Raw genomic sequence first — 14,625 nt, forward strand, 5'->3', positions numbered from 1 at the left:
CCCTCCGTCAGGGAAAGAAGACATCCGCCGCCGGCACCGTGACGCGGCCCTGCGCGGTCTTGAGAACCAGCGTGCCGCGGGGGTCGATCGTCTCGAATATGCCCTCGTGCACGGCGGTCGGCGTGCGGGCCTCGATCCGCTCGCCCAGGCGTGCGGCGCGGGCCAGGAAGGCCGCGCGCAGGGGGGCGAAACCCTGTTCGCGCAAGCGGTCTTCCCAGCGGGCGAAGGCGGCGGCCAGATGATCGAGCAACGCCTCGGCGCCGAGGTCGATCCCGGCCTCGGTGCGCAGGGCGACCGGGGGAAAGCGCGATTCGGCGTCCGGCGGCGGGGCGTGGCGCAGGTTCACGCCGATCCCGATCGCCAGAAGCCCCGATGGGCCGGTTTCAAGAAGGATGCCCGAGAGCTTGCCGCCGTTGAGGAGCAGATCGTTGGGCCATTTCAGCCGGAACGCGCCGCTGAGCCCGGTCAGGGATTCAAGCGCTTCGTGAAGGGCGAGCGCCGCGACGAAGCTGCGCAGCGCCATGCGCGCCGGCGGCTCGTCCAGGCGCATCGCCAGGGTCGCCGCGAAATTGCCGGGGGGATCGCGCCAGTCGCGGCCGCGCCGGCCGCGTCCCGCCGTCTGGCGGCGCGACAGGATCCAGCAGGGCCCGCCCAGGGTCGGGCCGCGACGCAGGGTCTCGGCATTGGTGCTGTCGACCGTCTCCAGCACCACGCGGTCGTAGCCCGTGGGCCAGACCGGTCTACTGGACAAGCGCCTGCGCCGCCAAGGCGGCCGCCCCGTCAACGCCGAAAAGGTTGAAGACACCGAGCACCATCGCCCCGGCGGACACCGCCAGCAGCACCCGCTGGACCATGCCGACGTCGGCGTCGAGCGCCTCGCGCTCCTCACCGAAGTACATGTAGTAGACGATGCGCAGGTAGTAGAACGCGCCGATCACCGAGGCGATCACGCCCGCGACGGCCAGCCAGACAAGGCCCGCCTGCACCGCGGCGGCGAGGACCGAGAATTTCGCCCAGAAACCGACCAGCGGCGGCACCCCGGCCAGCGAGAACATCAGCACCAGAAGCGCCAGGGCGGGGATCGGCTGCGTCTTCGGAAGCATGTGCAGATCCTCGATCTGCGTGACCGGGCGACCGTCGCGGCGCATGGCGAGGATGAAGGCGAAGACGCCGACGTTCATCGTCAGGTAGATTGCCATGTAGAGCAACGTCGCCTGCACACCCGCGACAGTGCCGGCGGAAAGCCCGACAAGCGCGAAGCCCATGTGGGTGATCGACGAATAGGCCATCAGCCGCTTGATGTTGCGCTGCAGGATCGCGGCGATGGCGCCCACGAACATCGACGCCACGGCGAGGAAGGCCAGGATCTGCGACCAGTCGCCGGGCGCCGCGCCGAAGGCATCGTGCAGAAGCCGGGCCAGCAAAGCCATCGCCGCGATCTTCGGGGCGGTGGCGAAAAAGGCGGTGACCGGGGTCGGCGCCCCCTCGTAGACGTCCGGCGTCCACATGTGGAAGGGCACGGCCGAGACCTTGAAGGCAAGCCCGGCAAGCATGAACGCCAGGCCCATCAGCAGGCCGATCGACAGATCCCCGTCCTGAACGGTCGAGGCGATGCCGTCGAACCGCGTGGTGCCCGCGTAGCCGTAGACCAGCGACGCGCCATAGAGCAGCAGGCCCGAGGCCAGCGCGCCCAGCATGAAGTATTTCAGCCCCGCCTCGGTCGAGCGGGCGCTGTCGCGGCGGAAGGCGGCCATGACGTAGAGCGAGAGCGACTGAAGCTCCAGCCCCATGTAGAGCGTGATCAGGTCGCCGGCCGACACCATGACCATCATGCCCACCGTCGCCAGCGCGACCAGCACCGGATATTCGAACTTCAGCAGGTTCTGACGCGCCAGGTACTCGTAGCCCATGGCAAGCACCGCAGCGCCGGAGACGAGGATCGCGACCTTCGCGAAGCGCGCGAAGGCGTCGTCCACCATCATCCCGCCGAAGACCGGGCGGGCTTCGGGCGCCAGCGTGCCGACCAGCACCGCCAGCAGCAGCAGGATCGCGACCGTCATCCAGAGCACGATGCCCGCGACCTGGTCCTTGCCGAAGAAGGCCCCGAACAGCAGCGCTGCCATGGCATAGATCGCCAGCAGGATCTCCGGCAGGGCAATCGTCAGATCGAGCGAAGTCATTGTCGGTCAGCCTTTCAGTTTTGGACCAGCGCCGAGGCAGCCTCGTGCGCGGCCAGCGCGGCGTCGTACTGGCCCACCAGCGCCGAAACCGAGGGACCGATGATGTCGGTCACCAGCGAGGGATAGACCCCGAGGATCAGCGTCATCGCCACCAGCGGCGCGAACATCGCCTTCTCGCGCCGATCCAGGTCCGGGATCGACTTCAGGCTGGCCTTGATCAGCGGTCCGAAGACCACGCGGCGATAGAGCCAGAGGCCGTAGCAGGCCGCGAAGATCACGCCCGAGGCCGCGAACAGCGCCACCCAGGTATTGACCTGGAAGACCGCCATGAAGGTCAGGAATTCACCGACGAAGCCGCTGGTGCCGGGCAGCCCGACATTGGCCATGGTGAACAGCATGAAGACCAGCGCATAGGCCGGCATTCGATGCACGAGGCCACCGTAGGCCGAAATCTCCCGGGTGTGCATCCGGTCGTAGATGACGCCGACCGCAAGGAAGAGGGCGCCCGAGATGAAGCCGTGGCTGATCATCTGGAAGATCGCGCCATCGACGCCCTGCCGGGTCGCGGCGAAGATCCCCATGGTCACGAACCCCATGTGCGCGACCGAGGAATAGGCGACCAGCTTCTTCATGTCCTCCTGCACCAGCGCTACCAGCGAGGCGTAGACGATGGCGATCGCCGAGAGCCAGAGGACCATCGGCGCGAAGATGTCGGACGCGACCGGGAACATCGGCAGCGAGAAGCGCAGGAAGCCGTAGCCGCCCATCTTCAGCAGCACCGCGGCCAGGATGACCGACCCCGCCGTCGGCGCCTGCACGTGGGCGTCAGGCAGCCAGGTGTGGACCGGCCACATCGGCATCTTCACCGCGAAGGACGCGAAGAAGGCGAGCCACATGAGCGACTGCATCCCCCCCACGACCTGCCAGCCGAGCAGATTGACCGGGCCCGCGCTGAACTCGTGCGTCAGCAGCGTCGGAATGTCGGTGGTGCCGGCGTCGACATACATGGCGATCATCGCCACCAGCATCAGGACCGAGCCGAAGAAGGTGTAGAGGAAGAACTTGAAGGTCGCGTAGATCCGCTCCTTCCCCCCCCAGATGCCGATGATCAGGAACATCGGGATCAGGCCGGCCTCGAAGAAGAGGTAGAAAAGCACGAGGTCGAGCGCCACGAAGACGCCGATCATCAGCGTCTCGAGCACGAGGAAGGCGATCATGTATTCCTTCACCCGGTGCGTCACGTTCCAGCAGGCCGCGATGGTGATCGGCATGAGGAACGTGGTCAGCATCACGAAGAGGATCGAGATGCCGTCGACGCCAAGCTTGTAGGTGAGGCCGAGGATCCATTCCCGTTCCTCGACATGCTGGAAGCCGGTATTGGCGGGGTCGAAGGTGAACAGCAGGATCAGCGAGATCACGAAGGTCGCCGCGGTCGCAACCAGCGCCAGCCATTTCGCATTCTGCTGGGACGCCGCATCGTCGCCGCGCAGGAAAAGCGCCAGGATCACCGCCGCGATCGCCGGGGTGAAGGTGATGATCGAAAGCAGGTTCAGCATCAGTACGCCCCCCCGGTGAGCGTGACCCAGGTCACCAGCAACGCGATGCCGATGACCATCGCGAAGGCGTAGTGGTAGACATAGCCTGACTGCACGCGGGCATAGAGGCGGTTGACGAAGGGCAGGATCCCCAGCGCGAGGCCATTGAGCCCGCCGTCGATGGTGGCGCCGTCACCCTTCTTCCACAGCATGCGGCCAAGCCAGCCCGCGGGACGGACGAAGACCGCGTCATAAACCTCGTCGAAATACCACTTGTTGAGCAGGAAGTTGTAGAGAATCGGCTGGTTCGCGGCCAGTTTGCGCGGCAGGTCCGTGCGCCGGATGTAGAAGAGCCACGAGAGGCCCAGCCCCAGCAGCATCGCGACGAAGGGCGAGACCTTGACCCAGGCGGGTACGTAGTGCGCCTCGCTGACAAGGTTGTTGCCCTCGGCCATGTGGATGGAGGCACCGAACCAATCGCGCACCTCGCCGGTCGAGCCGAAGAACGGCCCGTACCACACGACGCCGGCAAAGACCGCACCCACGGCCAGAACCGCCAGCGGGATCAGCATGATCGTCGGGCTTTCATGCGCGTGCTCATGCGTGTGCCGGTCACCGCGCGGCGTCCCGAAGAAGGTCAGGAACATCAGCCGCCAGGAATAGAACGAGGTCATCGCCGCGCCTGCGACCAGCAGCCAGAAGGCGTAAGTCGTGCCCGACGCGAAGGTGCTTTCGATGATCGCGTCCTTCGACACGAACCCCGCGAGCCCGATCGAGGTCAGCGGAATCCCGACGCCGGTGATGGCCAGCGTGCCGATCATCATCGCCCAGAAGGTCCGCGGCATCTTGTGGCGTAGCCCGCCATAGTTCCGCATGTCCTGTTCATGATGCATCCCGTGGATGACCGAACCGGCCCCCAGAAACAGCATCGCCTTGAAGAAGGCGTGCGTCAGCAGGTGGAACATGGCGACCGAATAGACGCCGACGCCGGCGGCAACGAACATGTAGCCCAGTTGCGAACAGGTCGAATAGGCGATCACCCGCTTGATGTCGTTCTGCACCAGGCCCACGGTGGCCGCGAAGAACGCGGTGAAGGCGCCGATCATGACGATGAAGGCGGTCGCCGCGTCGGCGTATTCCATCAGCGGCGAAAAGCGCGCCACCAGGAAGACGCCGGCGGTGACCATGGTCGCGGCGTGGATCAACGCCGAAACCGGGGTCGGGCCCTCCATCGCGTCGGGCAGCCAGGTGTGCAGGAACAGCTGCGCCGATTTGCCCATCGCGCCGATGAACAGGAAGAAGCAGATCATGTTGATCGCGTTCCAGTCGGTCCAGAGGAACCGCACGCTCGCCTCGGCCAGCTGGTCGGCCTGCGCGAAGATGTCGTCGAAGCGGATCGAGTCGGTCAGCAGGTAGATTGCCATGATCCCGATGATGAAGCCGAAGTCGCCGACACGGTTGACGACGAAGGCCTTGATCGCCGCGGCGTTCGCACTCGCCTTCTTGTAGTAAAAACCGACCAGCAGGTAGGACGCGAGGCCCACCCCCTCCCAGCCGAAGAACATCTGCACGAGGTTGTCGGCGGTGACCAGCGCCAGCATGGCGAAGGTGAAGAAGGACAGATAGGCGAAGAAGCGCGCCTTGTAGTGCTCGCTCTCCTCGAAGTTGTCGTCATGCGCCATGTAGCCGAAGCTGTAGAGATGGACCAGTGCCGAGACGGTCGTGACCACGATCAGCATCACGGTCGTCAGCCGGTCCAGCCGGAACGCCCAGTCGCCGACCAGCGTGCCGGAATCGATGAAACGCAGGATCTGGATCGACTGCGGCGTGCCGTCATAGGTCAGGAATATGACCCAGGACAGAAGCGCGGACAGGAACAGCAGCGCGGTCGCCGTGACCATCGCCGCCTTCTCGCCGATGATGCGCCAGGCGAAGCCGCAGATGAGGGCGCCGATCAGAGGGGCCAGGAGAAGCGTCGTCGCCATAACTCAGCCTTTCATGACGTTGACGTCTTCGACATCAATCGTGCCGCGGTTGCGGAAGAAGCAGACAAGGATCGCAAGGCCGATCGCGGCCTCGGCGGCGGCGACGGTCAGGACGAACATGGTGAAGACCTGACCCACCAAATCCCCCAGGTGACTGGAGAACGCCACGAGGTTGATGTTGACCGAAAGCAGGATCAGCTCGATCGACATCAGGATGACGATCACGTTCTTCCGGTTCAGGAAGATGCCGAAGATCCCGATGACGAACAGCGTCGCCGCTACCGTCAGGTAATGTTCCAATCCCACCATTCGCGTCCCTCCGGGCCTTCAGGCCCTAGTTATTCTTGTTCGACCAGCGCGCGATCAACCGAGCCTTGCCGCCCCCCTAGTGACCAGCCAGCCGAGGGTATCGGTCACAGCCCCTGCCCCGGCTTCACGTCCTTCAGTTCCATCGCCTTCGCCGGGTCACGGTACATCTGCGCCAGAACGTCCTGGCGCTTGACGTTGACGCGCTTGCGCAGCGTCAGGACGATGGCGCCGATCATGGCGACCAGCAGGATCAGACCGGACAGCTGGAACGCCAGAAAATACTGGTCGTAGATGATCATCCCCAGCGCCTTCGTGTTATGCACCTCGCGTATGTCGGGGGTGACCGCCTGGCGCAGACCCAGCGCGCCGTCCGCCTCGACCCACGACCCGAAGAGGAGCGCCAGCTGCATCAGGATGACCAGCCCGATCAGCGACGCGAGCGGGAAATAGCGCGCCATCCCCGCCTTCAGCGCCGCGAAGTCGACGTCGAGCATCATCACGACGAACAGGAACAACACCGCAACGGCGCCCACGTAGACGATGATCAGCAGCATCGCAATGAACTCGGCGCCAAGGAGCACGAAGAGCCCGGCCGAGGACAGGAAGGCGAGGATCAGCCAGAGCACCGAATGCACCGGGTTGCGCGCGATCACCACCAGGAAGCCTGCGCCGATGACCACGATCGCGAAGGCGTAGAAGGCAAAGTCGGCGACGCTCATTCGTCTGTCTCCTTCATCTCGGCAAAGACGCTTTGCGCGATCTCAAGTGCCTTCTGCATGGCGGGCAGTCCTCCGAACATGCTCATCTGCCAGATCACCTCGGCAATCTCGCGCTCGGTCGCCCCGGCCTCGCGGGCGTGGCGCACGGTCAGGCGCAATTGCGGCTCGGCCTGCGCGCCCAGAACGGTCAGCGCGCCCAGGGTGACCAGCAAACGGGTCTTCGCGTCCAGCCCCTCGCGGTTGAAGGTGCGGCCGAACCACATCTCCATCATGTCCGCAGGCATCGTCGGAAAGCCCTTGTCGAAGGAGGCGAAGGTCTGCTTTTCCATTGCCGGATTGAACGCGCGCAGCATCTGCTGGCTGCTTTCCATCATCTGCCGGAACATCTGCGCGAAGGGTTCGTTCATGGGGTTCTACCTGTAGGGCGCGTCGATTTCGAGGTTGCGCGCGATCTCGGCCTCCCAGCGGTCGCCGTTGGCCAGAAGGCGGTCCTTGTCGTAGAACAGTTCCTCGCGCGTTTCGGTGGCGAATTCGAAGTTCGGCCCCTCGACGATGGCATCGACCGGGCAGGCCTCCTGGCAAAAGCCGCAGTAGATGCATTTCGTCATGTCGATGTCGTAGCGCGTGGTCCGGCGGCTGCCGTCCTCCCGCGGTTCGGCATCGATGGTGATCGCCTGCGCCGGGCAGATCGCCTCGCAAAGCTTGCAGGCGATGCAGCGCTCCTCGCCGTTGGGATAGCGACGCAGCGCGTGTTCGCCCCGGAATCGCGGCGAAAGCGGTCCCTTCTCGTGCGGGTAGTTCAATGTCGCCTTAGGGGCGAAGAAGTAGCGAAAGCCCAACCCGAAACCCTTGATGAAATCCATCATTAGGAAATATTTGGTGGCGCGCGTCCAGTCCATCGTGGTCATGTCAGCCTCCAATCACCCAGCGAGCATAGGCCCCGCCGAACAGTTCGAACTTCGCGAAGAACGCCACGATCACCACCCATGCCAGCGACAGCGGCAGAAAGACCTTCCAGCCGATCCGCATCAGCTGATCGTAGCGGTAGCGCGGCACCACGGCCTTCACCATCGCGAACATGAAGAAGAAGAAGGCCATCTTCGCGACCATCCACCACGGCCCGTCCGGCAGGAACGGCACAGGGGACAGCCAGCCACCGAAGAACAGGAGGCTGATCAGGGCGCACATCAGGAAGATGGCGATGTATTCCCCGGCCATGAACAGAAGGTAGGCGGTCGAGGAGTATTCGACCATGAAACCCGCAACCAGTTCGGATTCCGCTTCCGGCAGGTCGAAGGGGGGGCGGTTGGTCTCGGCCAGGCACGACACGAAGAACAGCACCACCATCGGCAGATGCGGCAGCCAGTACCAGTTGAAAAGCCCCCAATCGCCCTGCTGCGCCGCGACGATGGCGCCAAAATTCATCGACCCGGTCGAGATGATGACGCCGATGATGATCAGGCCCAGCGAGACCTCGTAGCTGATCATCTGCGCCGCGCTGCGCAGGCTGCCGAGGAAGGCGTATTTCGAATTCGACGCCCATCCGCCCATGATCACGCCGTAGACCTCCAGCGAGGCGATGGCGAGAACGAACAGGATGGCCACGTTGATATCCGCCAGCACCCAGCCGTCGTTGAACGGGATCACCGACCAGGCAAGGACGGCCAGGACGAAGCTGAGCATCGGCGCCAGGAAATAGACCGGGCGGTCGACGCCGGCCGGGATCACGACTTCCTTGACGACATATTTCAGCGCGTCGGCCACCGATTGCAGCAATCCCCAGGGACCGACGACATTGGGCCCGCGCCGCATCTGCACCGCCGCCCAGACCTTGCGGTCGCCATAGACCAGGAACAGCAGGCTGATCATGACGAAGCCGAGCAGCAGCATCGACTGCGCCACGATCAGCATCGTGATGCCCAGACCGGTATCAAGAAAATCTGCCATCTGCCTCAATCCTCAGACCGTCCGGGGCGCGGCTTGCTCCGCCCGATAGCCGGGCCGCCTGACGCGCCCCCGCTCTTAACCGTATCCCGGCAGCGGTTTCTACCCCGTGCGGAAAGTTTTGCCGCGCCGATGCCGTCGTTCCCCATCATCGCCTATTCCGCCGCCAGCTGTGTACCGCCCCGGCCCTGTGCCATCGCCGACAACTGCGCCATCAGGATCGACGCCCGCGCAATCGGATTGGTCAGATAGTGGTCCGCGATGGCATAGGTGAAATCACCCTTGCCGGGCGCGCCGGCCTTCAGTGGCTGCCAGTCATTCTCGGCCACCTCGTCGATGGCCTCAAGATGCGGCACCGCTTCGACGAGTTTCGCGCGAAGTGCGGGCAGATTGTCGAAGGGCAGCACCGCGTCCAGTTCCGCGGAAAGCGCGCGCAGGATCGCCCAGTTCTCTTTCGCCTGCCCCGGGGGCGCATTGCCGCGCAGGGCCAGTTGCGGCCGTCCCTCGGTGTTGACGAAGATCGCGTTCTCCTCGGTATAGGCGGCGGCCGGCAGGATGATATCGGCACGGTGCGCGCCGCGATCGCCATGGCTGCCCTGATAGATCACGAAGGGACCATCGGGAATGTCGGCTTCGTCCATGCCGAGGTTGAAGACCACCTCGGCCTCGTTCAGCGCGGCGTTCATGCCGCCCTCGGTCACGCAGCCGGCATCCATCGCCCCGACACGGCTGGCGGCGGTGTGCAAGACCAGCATGCGCCCGCCAAGTGCCTCGGTCAACGCCATGGCCTGGGCCAGGACCGCGTCGCCGTCCTGCCCCATCAGCGCGCCCTGCCCCACGATCACCACGGCTTCTTCCGCCGGCTTTGCGCCCTTGACCGCCTTCAGCAGCGCCGCGCGGTCGGTGCCGCATTCGGTCACGTCGTAGGTCAGATCCGCCTCGCGCCCGAGGCGGTTGACCTGCGCGCCGGCAAGCCAGGCCTTTCGGATGCGGGCATTCAGCACCGGCGCCTCGTCCCGCGGGTTGGTCCCGATCAGCCAAATCGTGCGCGCATGGTCGATATCCTCGATCGCCGCGGTGCCGACATAGGCGGACCGGTTCCCGGCGGGCAGTTTCGATCCGTCGACGCGGCATTCGACACGGCCATCCTGCCCCTCGATCAGTTGCTTGAGCGCAAAGGCAGCTTCCACCGGCGCCAGATCGCCGATCAGACCGGCCAGCTTGCGGCCCTTCATCGCCTCGGCTGCCGCCTTCAGCGCCTCTGGCCATGTCGCGGGTTTGAGCTTGCCGTCGCGGCGGATATAGGGCCGGTCCAGCCGTTGCCGCCGCAACCCGTCCCAGACGAACCGCGTCTTGTCGGAAATCCATTCCTCGTTCACGCCATCATGGTTGCGCGGCAGGATGCGCATGACCTCGCGGCCCTTGGTATCGACGCGAATGGAGGACCCCAGCGCATCCATGACGTCGATCGACTCGGACTTGGTCAATTCCCATGGCCGCGCGGTGAACGCATAGGGTTTCGACACCAGTGCCCCGACCGGGCAAAGGTCGATAATGTTACCCTGCATGTTCGAGTCGATCAGCTTGCCCAGATAGGTCGTGATCTCGGCATCCTCGCCGCGGCCGGTCTGCCCCATGTCGAACACGCCGGCCACTTCGCTGGTGAAACGCACGCAGCGGGTGCAACTGATGCAGCGCGTCATGTGGGTCTCGACCAGCGGGCCGAGGTCAAGGTCAAGGTTGGCGCGCTTCGGCTCGCGGTAGCGGCTGAAATCGACGCCATAGGCCATCGCCTGGTCCTGCAGGTCGCATTCGCCGCCCTGGTCGCAGATCGGGCAGTCCAGCGGATGATTGATGAGCAGGAACTCCATCACCCCCTCGCGCGCCTTCTTGACCATCGCAGAGTTGGTCCTGACGACCGGCGGTTGCCCCTCGGGCCCCGGACGCAGGTCCTTTACCTGCATCGCGCAGCTTGCCGCGGGCTTCGGCGGGCCGCCGACAACCTCGACCAGGCACATCCGGCAGTTCCCGGCGATGGACAGCCGCTCGTGGTAGCAGAAGCGCGGGATCTCGATGCCGGCCTGTTCGCAGGCCTGAATCAGCGTCATCGCCGGCGGGACCTCGATCTCGCGGTCATCGATGATGATCTTGCGAAGCTCGCTCATGATTTACCTTTCGCTCAGTCGCCGGCCAACCGGCGTGCCCGCCGCCATTTCGGCCCGGCCCAGTGCGCAGATCGATGCCGGATCGTCCATCCGTGCGCCCTTCGATTCCACATAGGCCCGCACTCGCGTGCTCAGGCGCTCCCGCTCGTCCTCGTCCTCGACGAACCCCTCGATCTGTGCGCGGGTGAAGCCCAGACGCCGGGCCTGATTGTAGAGCCCGAGGAAGTAAGTGGTCCGTGCCAGTCGTCCCGGGCCCGCCAGGCTTTCGCAGCGTCTGACGATCTCGGCCACGGTGGCGGCCAGATAGAGGCCGTTATAGATCTGGGGATCGTTGCGCAGGGTCTCGTTGACCTCGGCCTGGCCCATCTGGCGCGGCTCCGCCGCGGCCATCGCGCCGGCGGGAACCGCCAGCGCAAGCGCCAGGACCGCAACCCGTGTGTGTGCTAGAAACTGCATGCTCCGCCTCATTCTGCCGCCATGGCCGGTGTCCGGCCTTTCATCTGCGCGCGGATCCGGTCCTCGATCTCGTCGCGGAAGTTGCGGATCAGGCCCTGGATCGGCCAGGCCGCAGCATCGCCGAGGGCGCAGATCGTGTGTCCTTCGACCTGCTTGGACACATCCCACAGCATGTCGATCTCTTCCAGCCCGGCCTCGCCGCGCACCAGTCTGTCCATGACCCGCATCATCCAGCCGGTGCCTTCACGGCAGGGCGTGCACTGTCCGCAGCTTTCGTGCTTGTAGAACTTCGAGAGCCGCCAGATCGCCTTGATGATGTCGGTCGACTTGTCCATCACGATCACCGCGGCCGTTCCCAGCCCCGATTTCTGATCGCGCAGGTAGTCGAAATCCATGATCGCCTCGCGCATATGCTCGCCGCGGATGCAGGGAACCGAGGATCCGCCCGGGATCACCGCCTTCAGGTTGTCCCAGCCGCCGCGAATGCCGCCGCAATGCGTGTCGATCAACTCCTCGAAGGTGATCGACATGGCTTCTTCGACCACGCAGGGGCGATTTACATGCCCGGAAATCGCGAAGATCTTCGTGCCGGCGTTGTTCGGCCGCCCGAATCCCGCGAACCATGCGCCGCCCCGGCGCAGGATGGTCGGCACCACGGCGATGGACTCGACGTTGTTGACCGTCGTCGGGCAACCGTAAAGCCCCGCGCCCGCCGGGAACGGCGGCTTCATCCGGGGCATGCCCTTGCGGCCCTCCAGGCTTTCCAGAAGCGCGGTTTCCTCGCCGCAGATATAGGCGCCCGCCCCGTGGTGCAGGTAAAGGTAGAAATCCCAGCCGGACTTCGCCGCGTTCTTGCCCAGAAGCCCCGCATCATAGGCCTCGTCGATGGCGGCCTGCAGCGCTTCACGCTCGCGGATGTATTCGCCGCGGATATAGATGTAGCAGGCATGCGCGTTCATCGCAAAACTGGCGATCAGGCACCCCTCGATCAGCGTGTGCGGATCGTGGCGCATGATTTCACGGTCCTTGCAGGTGCCCGGCTCGGACTCGTCGGCATTGACCACCAGATAGGCGGGCCGTCCGTCGCTTTCCTTCGGCATGAAGGACCATTTCAACCCGGTCGGGAAGCCGGCCCCCCCACGCCCGCGCAGGCCCGAGGTCTTCATCTCGCTCACGATCCAATCGCGGCCCTTGGCGATGAGATCGGCGGTACCGTCCCAGGCCCCGCGGGCCCTCGCGCCCTTCAGCGAACGGTCCTGCATCCCGTATAGGTTGGTAAAGATGCGGTCCTGGTCCTTCAGCATGTGCTGTCCTCAGTTGTTCCGACGTTCCCGCCAGAGACGGAAGGTTACAATCAGCGCCCAGGCAAAGGCCGCGAGCGCCAGGAAATCGATCAGAAAGGCGAACCGGGGTTCCCAGCCGTAGAACCCCCCGGCCCAACTCAGCCCCATCCAGACAAGCATCGTCACCACAAGGACCGCGGCCACCTGACGGACCTGCCGGGCATGTTGCCGTTCCTGATCGCTTCGCTGGCTCACGCGCGTCGCCTTCAGCCGGTCACGGTTTCGGGGTCGCCCCCGGCGGCCAGAACACGCGCCTGCGCCACCCAGGCATCGCGGGTGGCGCGGCCCTTGAACCCCTCAAGCGACTCGTCGACCCAGGCGATCTCGGCCTCGGTCCAGGCGGCGATCTGGTCGAAATGATAGATCCCCTTTTCGTGCAGCAAGGTCTCCAGCGCCGGACCGATGCCCTTGATCTTCTGCAGGTCATCCGCGGCATCGCCGCGCGGGCCGGGCAGCGGGGCGGGCCGCGTTCCGGTCATGGCCGAGGACGCCGGTGCATCCGCGACGCTCGCGCGTGCGGGCGCGGTGGCCGAGGGCGCCGGCGCGGTCACAGGGGTAGCCTGCGCCGGCGAGCGCTTCGCGACGCTGGCACCTGACACGGGCGGCGGCAGATCCCGGCGGGGCAGCCCCAGGATCAGGCCCACGACCAGCCACAGCACGGCGGCCACCGCCACAGACCCGTTCGCACCCAGGCCGATGACCACAAAGGAAACACCAAAGGCCACTACCGCCATGCCGGTGGCTATGGTCCAGCCCGCCAGCAGCGGCGAATTGATCGGCTCGCGTTCAGTCATCGGTCGTCTCCCTTTCGGTCAGGCCCGGCCTTCGGGCGAATTGTGATGGAGTCAGTCCTTCGCAGCCTTTCCCTTTCCCGACCCGCTCTGCTCGGCGAGCTTGCTTGCCTGTCCCACCCAGTCATCACGGGTGGGACGTCCCTTGAAACCTTCGAGTTGCACATCGACCCAGGCGATCTCGTCCTCGCTCCAGGCGGCGATCTGGTCGTGGTGGAAGAATCCCATGCCGTTCAGCAGTTCTTCCAGCTTCGGCCCGATGCCCTTGATCTGCTTCAGATCGTCCGCCTTGCCCTTGCGCGGCCCTTCCAGCGTGGGAGGCGGCGTGCCGGGGGCCTCGACCGGCGGGGCGGCGGGTTCCGTCTTCGGCTTGCCGCGCTCCTTCGCCGGCGCTTCCTGCACCGTGGTGCCGGTCTCGTCGACGGGCAGGCCGTTGGCGGGCTTAGGTTCCTTCTTCTTCGACGGCTCGGTGTCCCTCGCGCGCCCCTTTGCCTTCTCGCCCAGCCAGGGGGTCAGGATGGGGACTTCGGTGCCGTCGATCCGCTTGATCGTATCGCCCAGATCCAGTGCGAGGGCGATTGACGCGTTATGCTTCTCGGTCTTCTTGCCCGCAAGGCTGGTCTGCTCCTCCGCCGGTTCGGAGGAAAAGCGCCCGTTCTGCGGACCTGGCATGGGCACCCGGCCGGCGGCCAGCTCATCCAGGATTTCGGCGAATTTCTCGGACGTCAGATCCTCGTAGTAATCCTTTCCGATCTGCACCATCGGGGCATTGGCGCAAGCGCCCAGGCACTCGACCTCTTCCCAGCTGAAGCGGCCATCGTCGGACAACTGGTGCGCCTTGGGCGCGATCTTCTCGCGGCAGACGGCGATCAGATCCTCGGCCCCGCAGATCATGCAACTCGTTGTGCCGCAGACCTGCACATGGGCCAGACTGCCCACCGGCTGCAACTGGAACATGAAATAAAAGGTCGCCACCTCGAGCGCGCGGATGTAGGGCATCGCCAGCATGTCGGCGACCTGCTCGATCGCCGGGCGCGACAGCCAGCCTTCCTGTTCCTGCGCGCGCCAGAGCAACGGAATGATGGCGCTGGCCTGACGGCCTTCGGGATACTTGCTGATCTGCCCCTGCGCCCATTCCTGATTGGCGGGCGTGAAGGCGAAGCTTTCGGGTTGGTCGGGGTGCAGGCGGCGCAGCATC

At 65.2% G+C, this 14,625-nt stretch carries 15 protein-coding genes; all 15 read right to left on the minus strand.

Annotated features, from left to right (window positions below; genetic code table 11):
* Positions 1-7: 7 nt before the first annotated feature.
* Positions 8-751: a biotin--[acetyl-CoA-carboxylase] ligase gene (locus IM708_RS07895; RefSeq protein WP_209425818.1), complete on the minus strand. Its 744-nt coding sequence runs from the start codon at positions 749-751 to the stop codon at positions 8-10.
* Complete coding sequence (nuoN, locus tag IM708_RS07900; protein ID WP_209425820.1) at positions 741-2,180, minus strand: NADH-quinone oxidoreductase subunit NuoN; 1,440 nt, start codon at positions 2,178-2,180, stop codon at positions 741-743. Before nuoN ends, IM708_RS07895 begins: the two co-directional genes overlap by 11 nt.
* Positions 2,181-2,194: 14 nt before the next feature.
* Positions 2,195-3,736, minus strand: a complete 1,542-nt coding sequence (locus IM708_RS07905) for an NADH-quinone oxidoreductase subunit M (RefSeq protein WP_209425821.1) — start codon at positions 3,734-3,736, stop codon at positions 2,195-2,197.
* Entirely contained in the window at positions 3,736-5,700 is a 1,965-nt protein-coding gene (nuoL, locus tag IM708_RS07910; protein ID WP_209425823.1) for an NADH-quinone oxidoreductase subunit L, read from the minus strand. The genes IM708_RS07905 and nuoL overlap by 1 nt, the downstream gene beginning before the upstream one ends.
* Positions 5,701-5,703: 3 nt before the next feature.
* Complete coding sequence (gene nuoK, locus IM708_RS07915; protein ID WP_209425825.1) at positions 5,704-6,009, minus strand: NADH-quinone oxidoreductase subunit NuoK; 306 nt, start codon at positions 6,007-6,009, stop codon at positions 5,704-5,706.
* 104 nt (positions 6,010-6,113) lie between these two features.
* Entirely contained in the window at positions 6,114-6,728 is a 615-nt protein-coding gene (locus IM708_RS07920; protein ID WP_209425827.1) for an NADH-quinone oxidoreductase subunit J, read from the minus strand.
* On the minus strand, positions 6,725-7,135 hold the full coding sequence (locus IM708_RS07925) for a carboxymuconolactone decarboxylase family protein (RefSeq protein WP_209425829.1): 411 nt from the start codon (positions 7,133-7,135) through the stop codon (positions 6,725-6,727). Before IM708_RS07925 ends, IM708_RS07920 begins: the two co-directional genes overlap by 4 nt.
* 6 nt (positions 7,136-7,141) lie before the next feature.
* Positions 7,142-7,636: an NADH-quinone oxidoreductase subunit NuoI gene (gene nuoI / locus IM708_RS07930; protein ID WP_209425830.1), complete on the minus strand. Its 495-nt coding sequence runs from the start codon at positions 7,634-7,636 to the stop codon at positions 7,142-7,144.
* A 1-nt stretch (position 7,637) separates the two neighbouring features.
* Complete coding sequence (gene nuoH / locus IM708_RS07935; protein ID WP_209425832.1) at positions 7,638-8,675, minus strand: NADH-quinone oxidoreductase subunit NuoH; 1,038 nt, start codon at positions 8,673-8,675, stop codon at positions 7,638-7,640.
* Between the two features lie 152 nt (positions 8,676-8,827).
* Positions 8,828-10,837, minus strand: a complete 2,010-nt coding sequence (gene nuoG / locus IM708_RS07940) for an NADH-quinone oxidoreductase subunit NuoG (RefSeq protein WP_209425834.1) — start codon at positions 10,835-10,837, stop codon at positions 8,828-8,830.
* Positions 10,838-10,840: 3 nt separating this feature from the next.
* The gene (locus IM708_RS07945; protein ID WP_209425836.1) at positions 10,841-11,293 is read right to left on the minus strand and encodes a DUF5333 family protein; all 453 of its coding nucleotides are present in this window, start codon (positions 11,291-11,293) and stop codon (positions 10,841-10,843) included.
* Between the two features lie 8 nt (positions 11,294-11,301).
* A complete protein-coding gene (gene nuoF, locus IM708_RS07950; protein ID WP_209425837.1) occupies positions 11,302-12,597 on the minus strand; it encodes an NADH-quinone oxidoreductase subunit NuoF in 1,296 nt (431 codons plus the stop codon).
* 9 nt (positions 12,598-12,606) lie between these two features.
* Positions 12,607-12,831 carry a DUF5337 domain-containing protein gene (locus tag IM708_RS07955; protein WP_209425839.1) on the minus strand — a complete coding sequence of 75 codons (225 nt, stop codon included), beginning with the start codon at positions 12,829-12,831 and terminating at the stop codon, positions 12,607-12,609.
* A gap of 11 nt (positions 12,832-12,842) precedes the next feature.
* On the minus strand, positions 12,843-13,430 hold the full coding sequence (locus IM708_RS07960; RefSeq protein WP_209425841.1) for an NADH:ubiquinone oxidoreductase: 588 nt from the start codon (positions 13,428-13,430) through the stop codon (positions 12,843-12,845).
* Positions 13,431-13,481: 51 nt separating this feature from the next.
* The gene (locus IM708_RS07965; RefSeq protein ID WP_209425842.1) at positions 13,482-14,624 is read right to left on the minus strand and encodes an NADH-quinone oxidoreductase subunit E; all 1,143 of its coding nucleotides are present in this window, start codon (positions 14,622-14,624) and stop codon (positions 13,482-13,484) included.
* Position 14,625: the final 1 nt, after the last annotated feature.

Origin of the sequence: Pararhodobacter sp. SW119, from assembly GCF_017811755.1 — a bacterium.
Taxonomy (GTDB): domain Bacteria; phylum Pseudomonadota; class Alphaproteobacteria; order Rhodobacterales; family Rhodobacteraceae; genus Pararhodobacter.

Coding starts and splice junctions, on each gene's coding strand:
- nuoN (WP_209425820.1), bottom strand. CDS start 2,180: ATGACTTCGCTCGATCTGACGATTGCCCTGCCGGAGATCCTGCTGGCG.
- IM708_RS07905 (WP_209425821.1), bottom strand. CDS start 3,736: ATGCTGAACCTGCTTTCGATCATCACCTTCACCCCGGCGATCGCGGCG.
- nuoL (WP_209425823.1), bottom strand. CDS start 5,700: ATGGCGACGACGCTTCTCCTGGCCCCTCTGATCGGCGCCCTCATCTGC.
- nuoK (WP_209425825.1), bottom strand. CDS start 6,009: ATGGTGGGATTGGAACATTACCTGACGGTAGCGGCGACGCTGTTCGTC.
- IM708_RS07920 (WP_209425827.1), bottom strand. CDS start 6,728: ATGAGCGTCGCCGACTTTGCCTTCTACGCCTTCGCGATCGTGGTCATC.
- IM708_RS07925 (WP_209425829.1), bottom strand. CDS start 7,135: ATGAACGAACCCTTCGCGCAGATGTTCCGGCAGATGATGGAAAGCAGC.
- nuoI (WP_209425830.1), bottom strand. CDS start 7,636: ATGACCACGATGGACTGGACGCGCGCCACCAAATATTTCCTAATGATG.
- nuoH (WP_209425832.1), bottom strand. CDS start 8,675: ATGGCAGATTTTCTTGATACCGGTCTGGGCATCACGATGCTGATCGTG.
- nuoG (WP_209425834.1), bottom strand. CDS start 10,837: ATGAGCGAGCTTCGCAAGATCATCATCGATGACCGCGAGATCGAGGTC.
- IM708_RS07945 (WP_209425836.1), bottom strand. CDS start 11,293: ATGCAGTTTCTAGCACACACACGGGTTGCGGTCCTGGCGCTTGCGCTG.
- nuoF (WP_209425837.1), bottom strand. CDS start 12,597: ATGCTGAAGGACCAGGACCGCATCTTTACCAACCTATACGGGATGCAG.
- IM708_RS07960 (WP_209425841.1), bottom strand. CDS start 13,430: ATGACTGAACGCGAGCCGATCAATTCGCCGCTGCTGGCGGGCTGGACC.
- IM708_RS07965 (WP_209425842.1), bottom strand. CDS start 14,624: ATGCTGCGCCGCCTGCACCCCGACCAACCCGAAAGCTTCGCCTTCACG.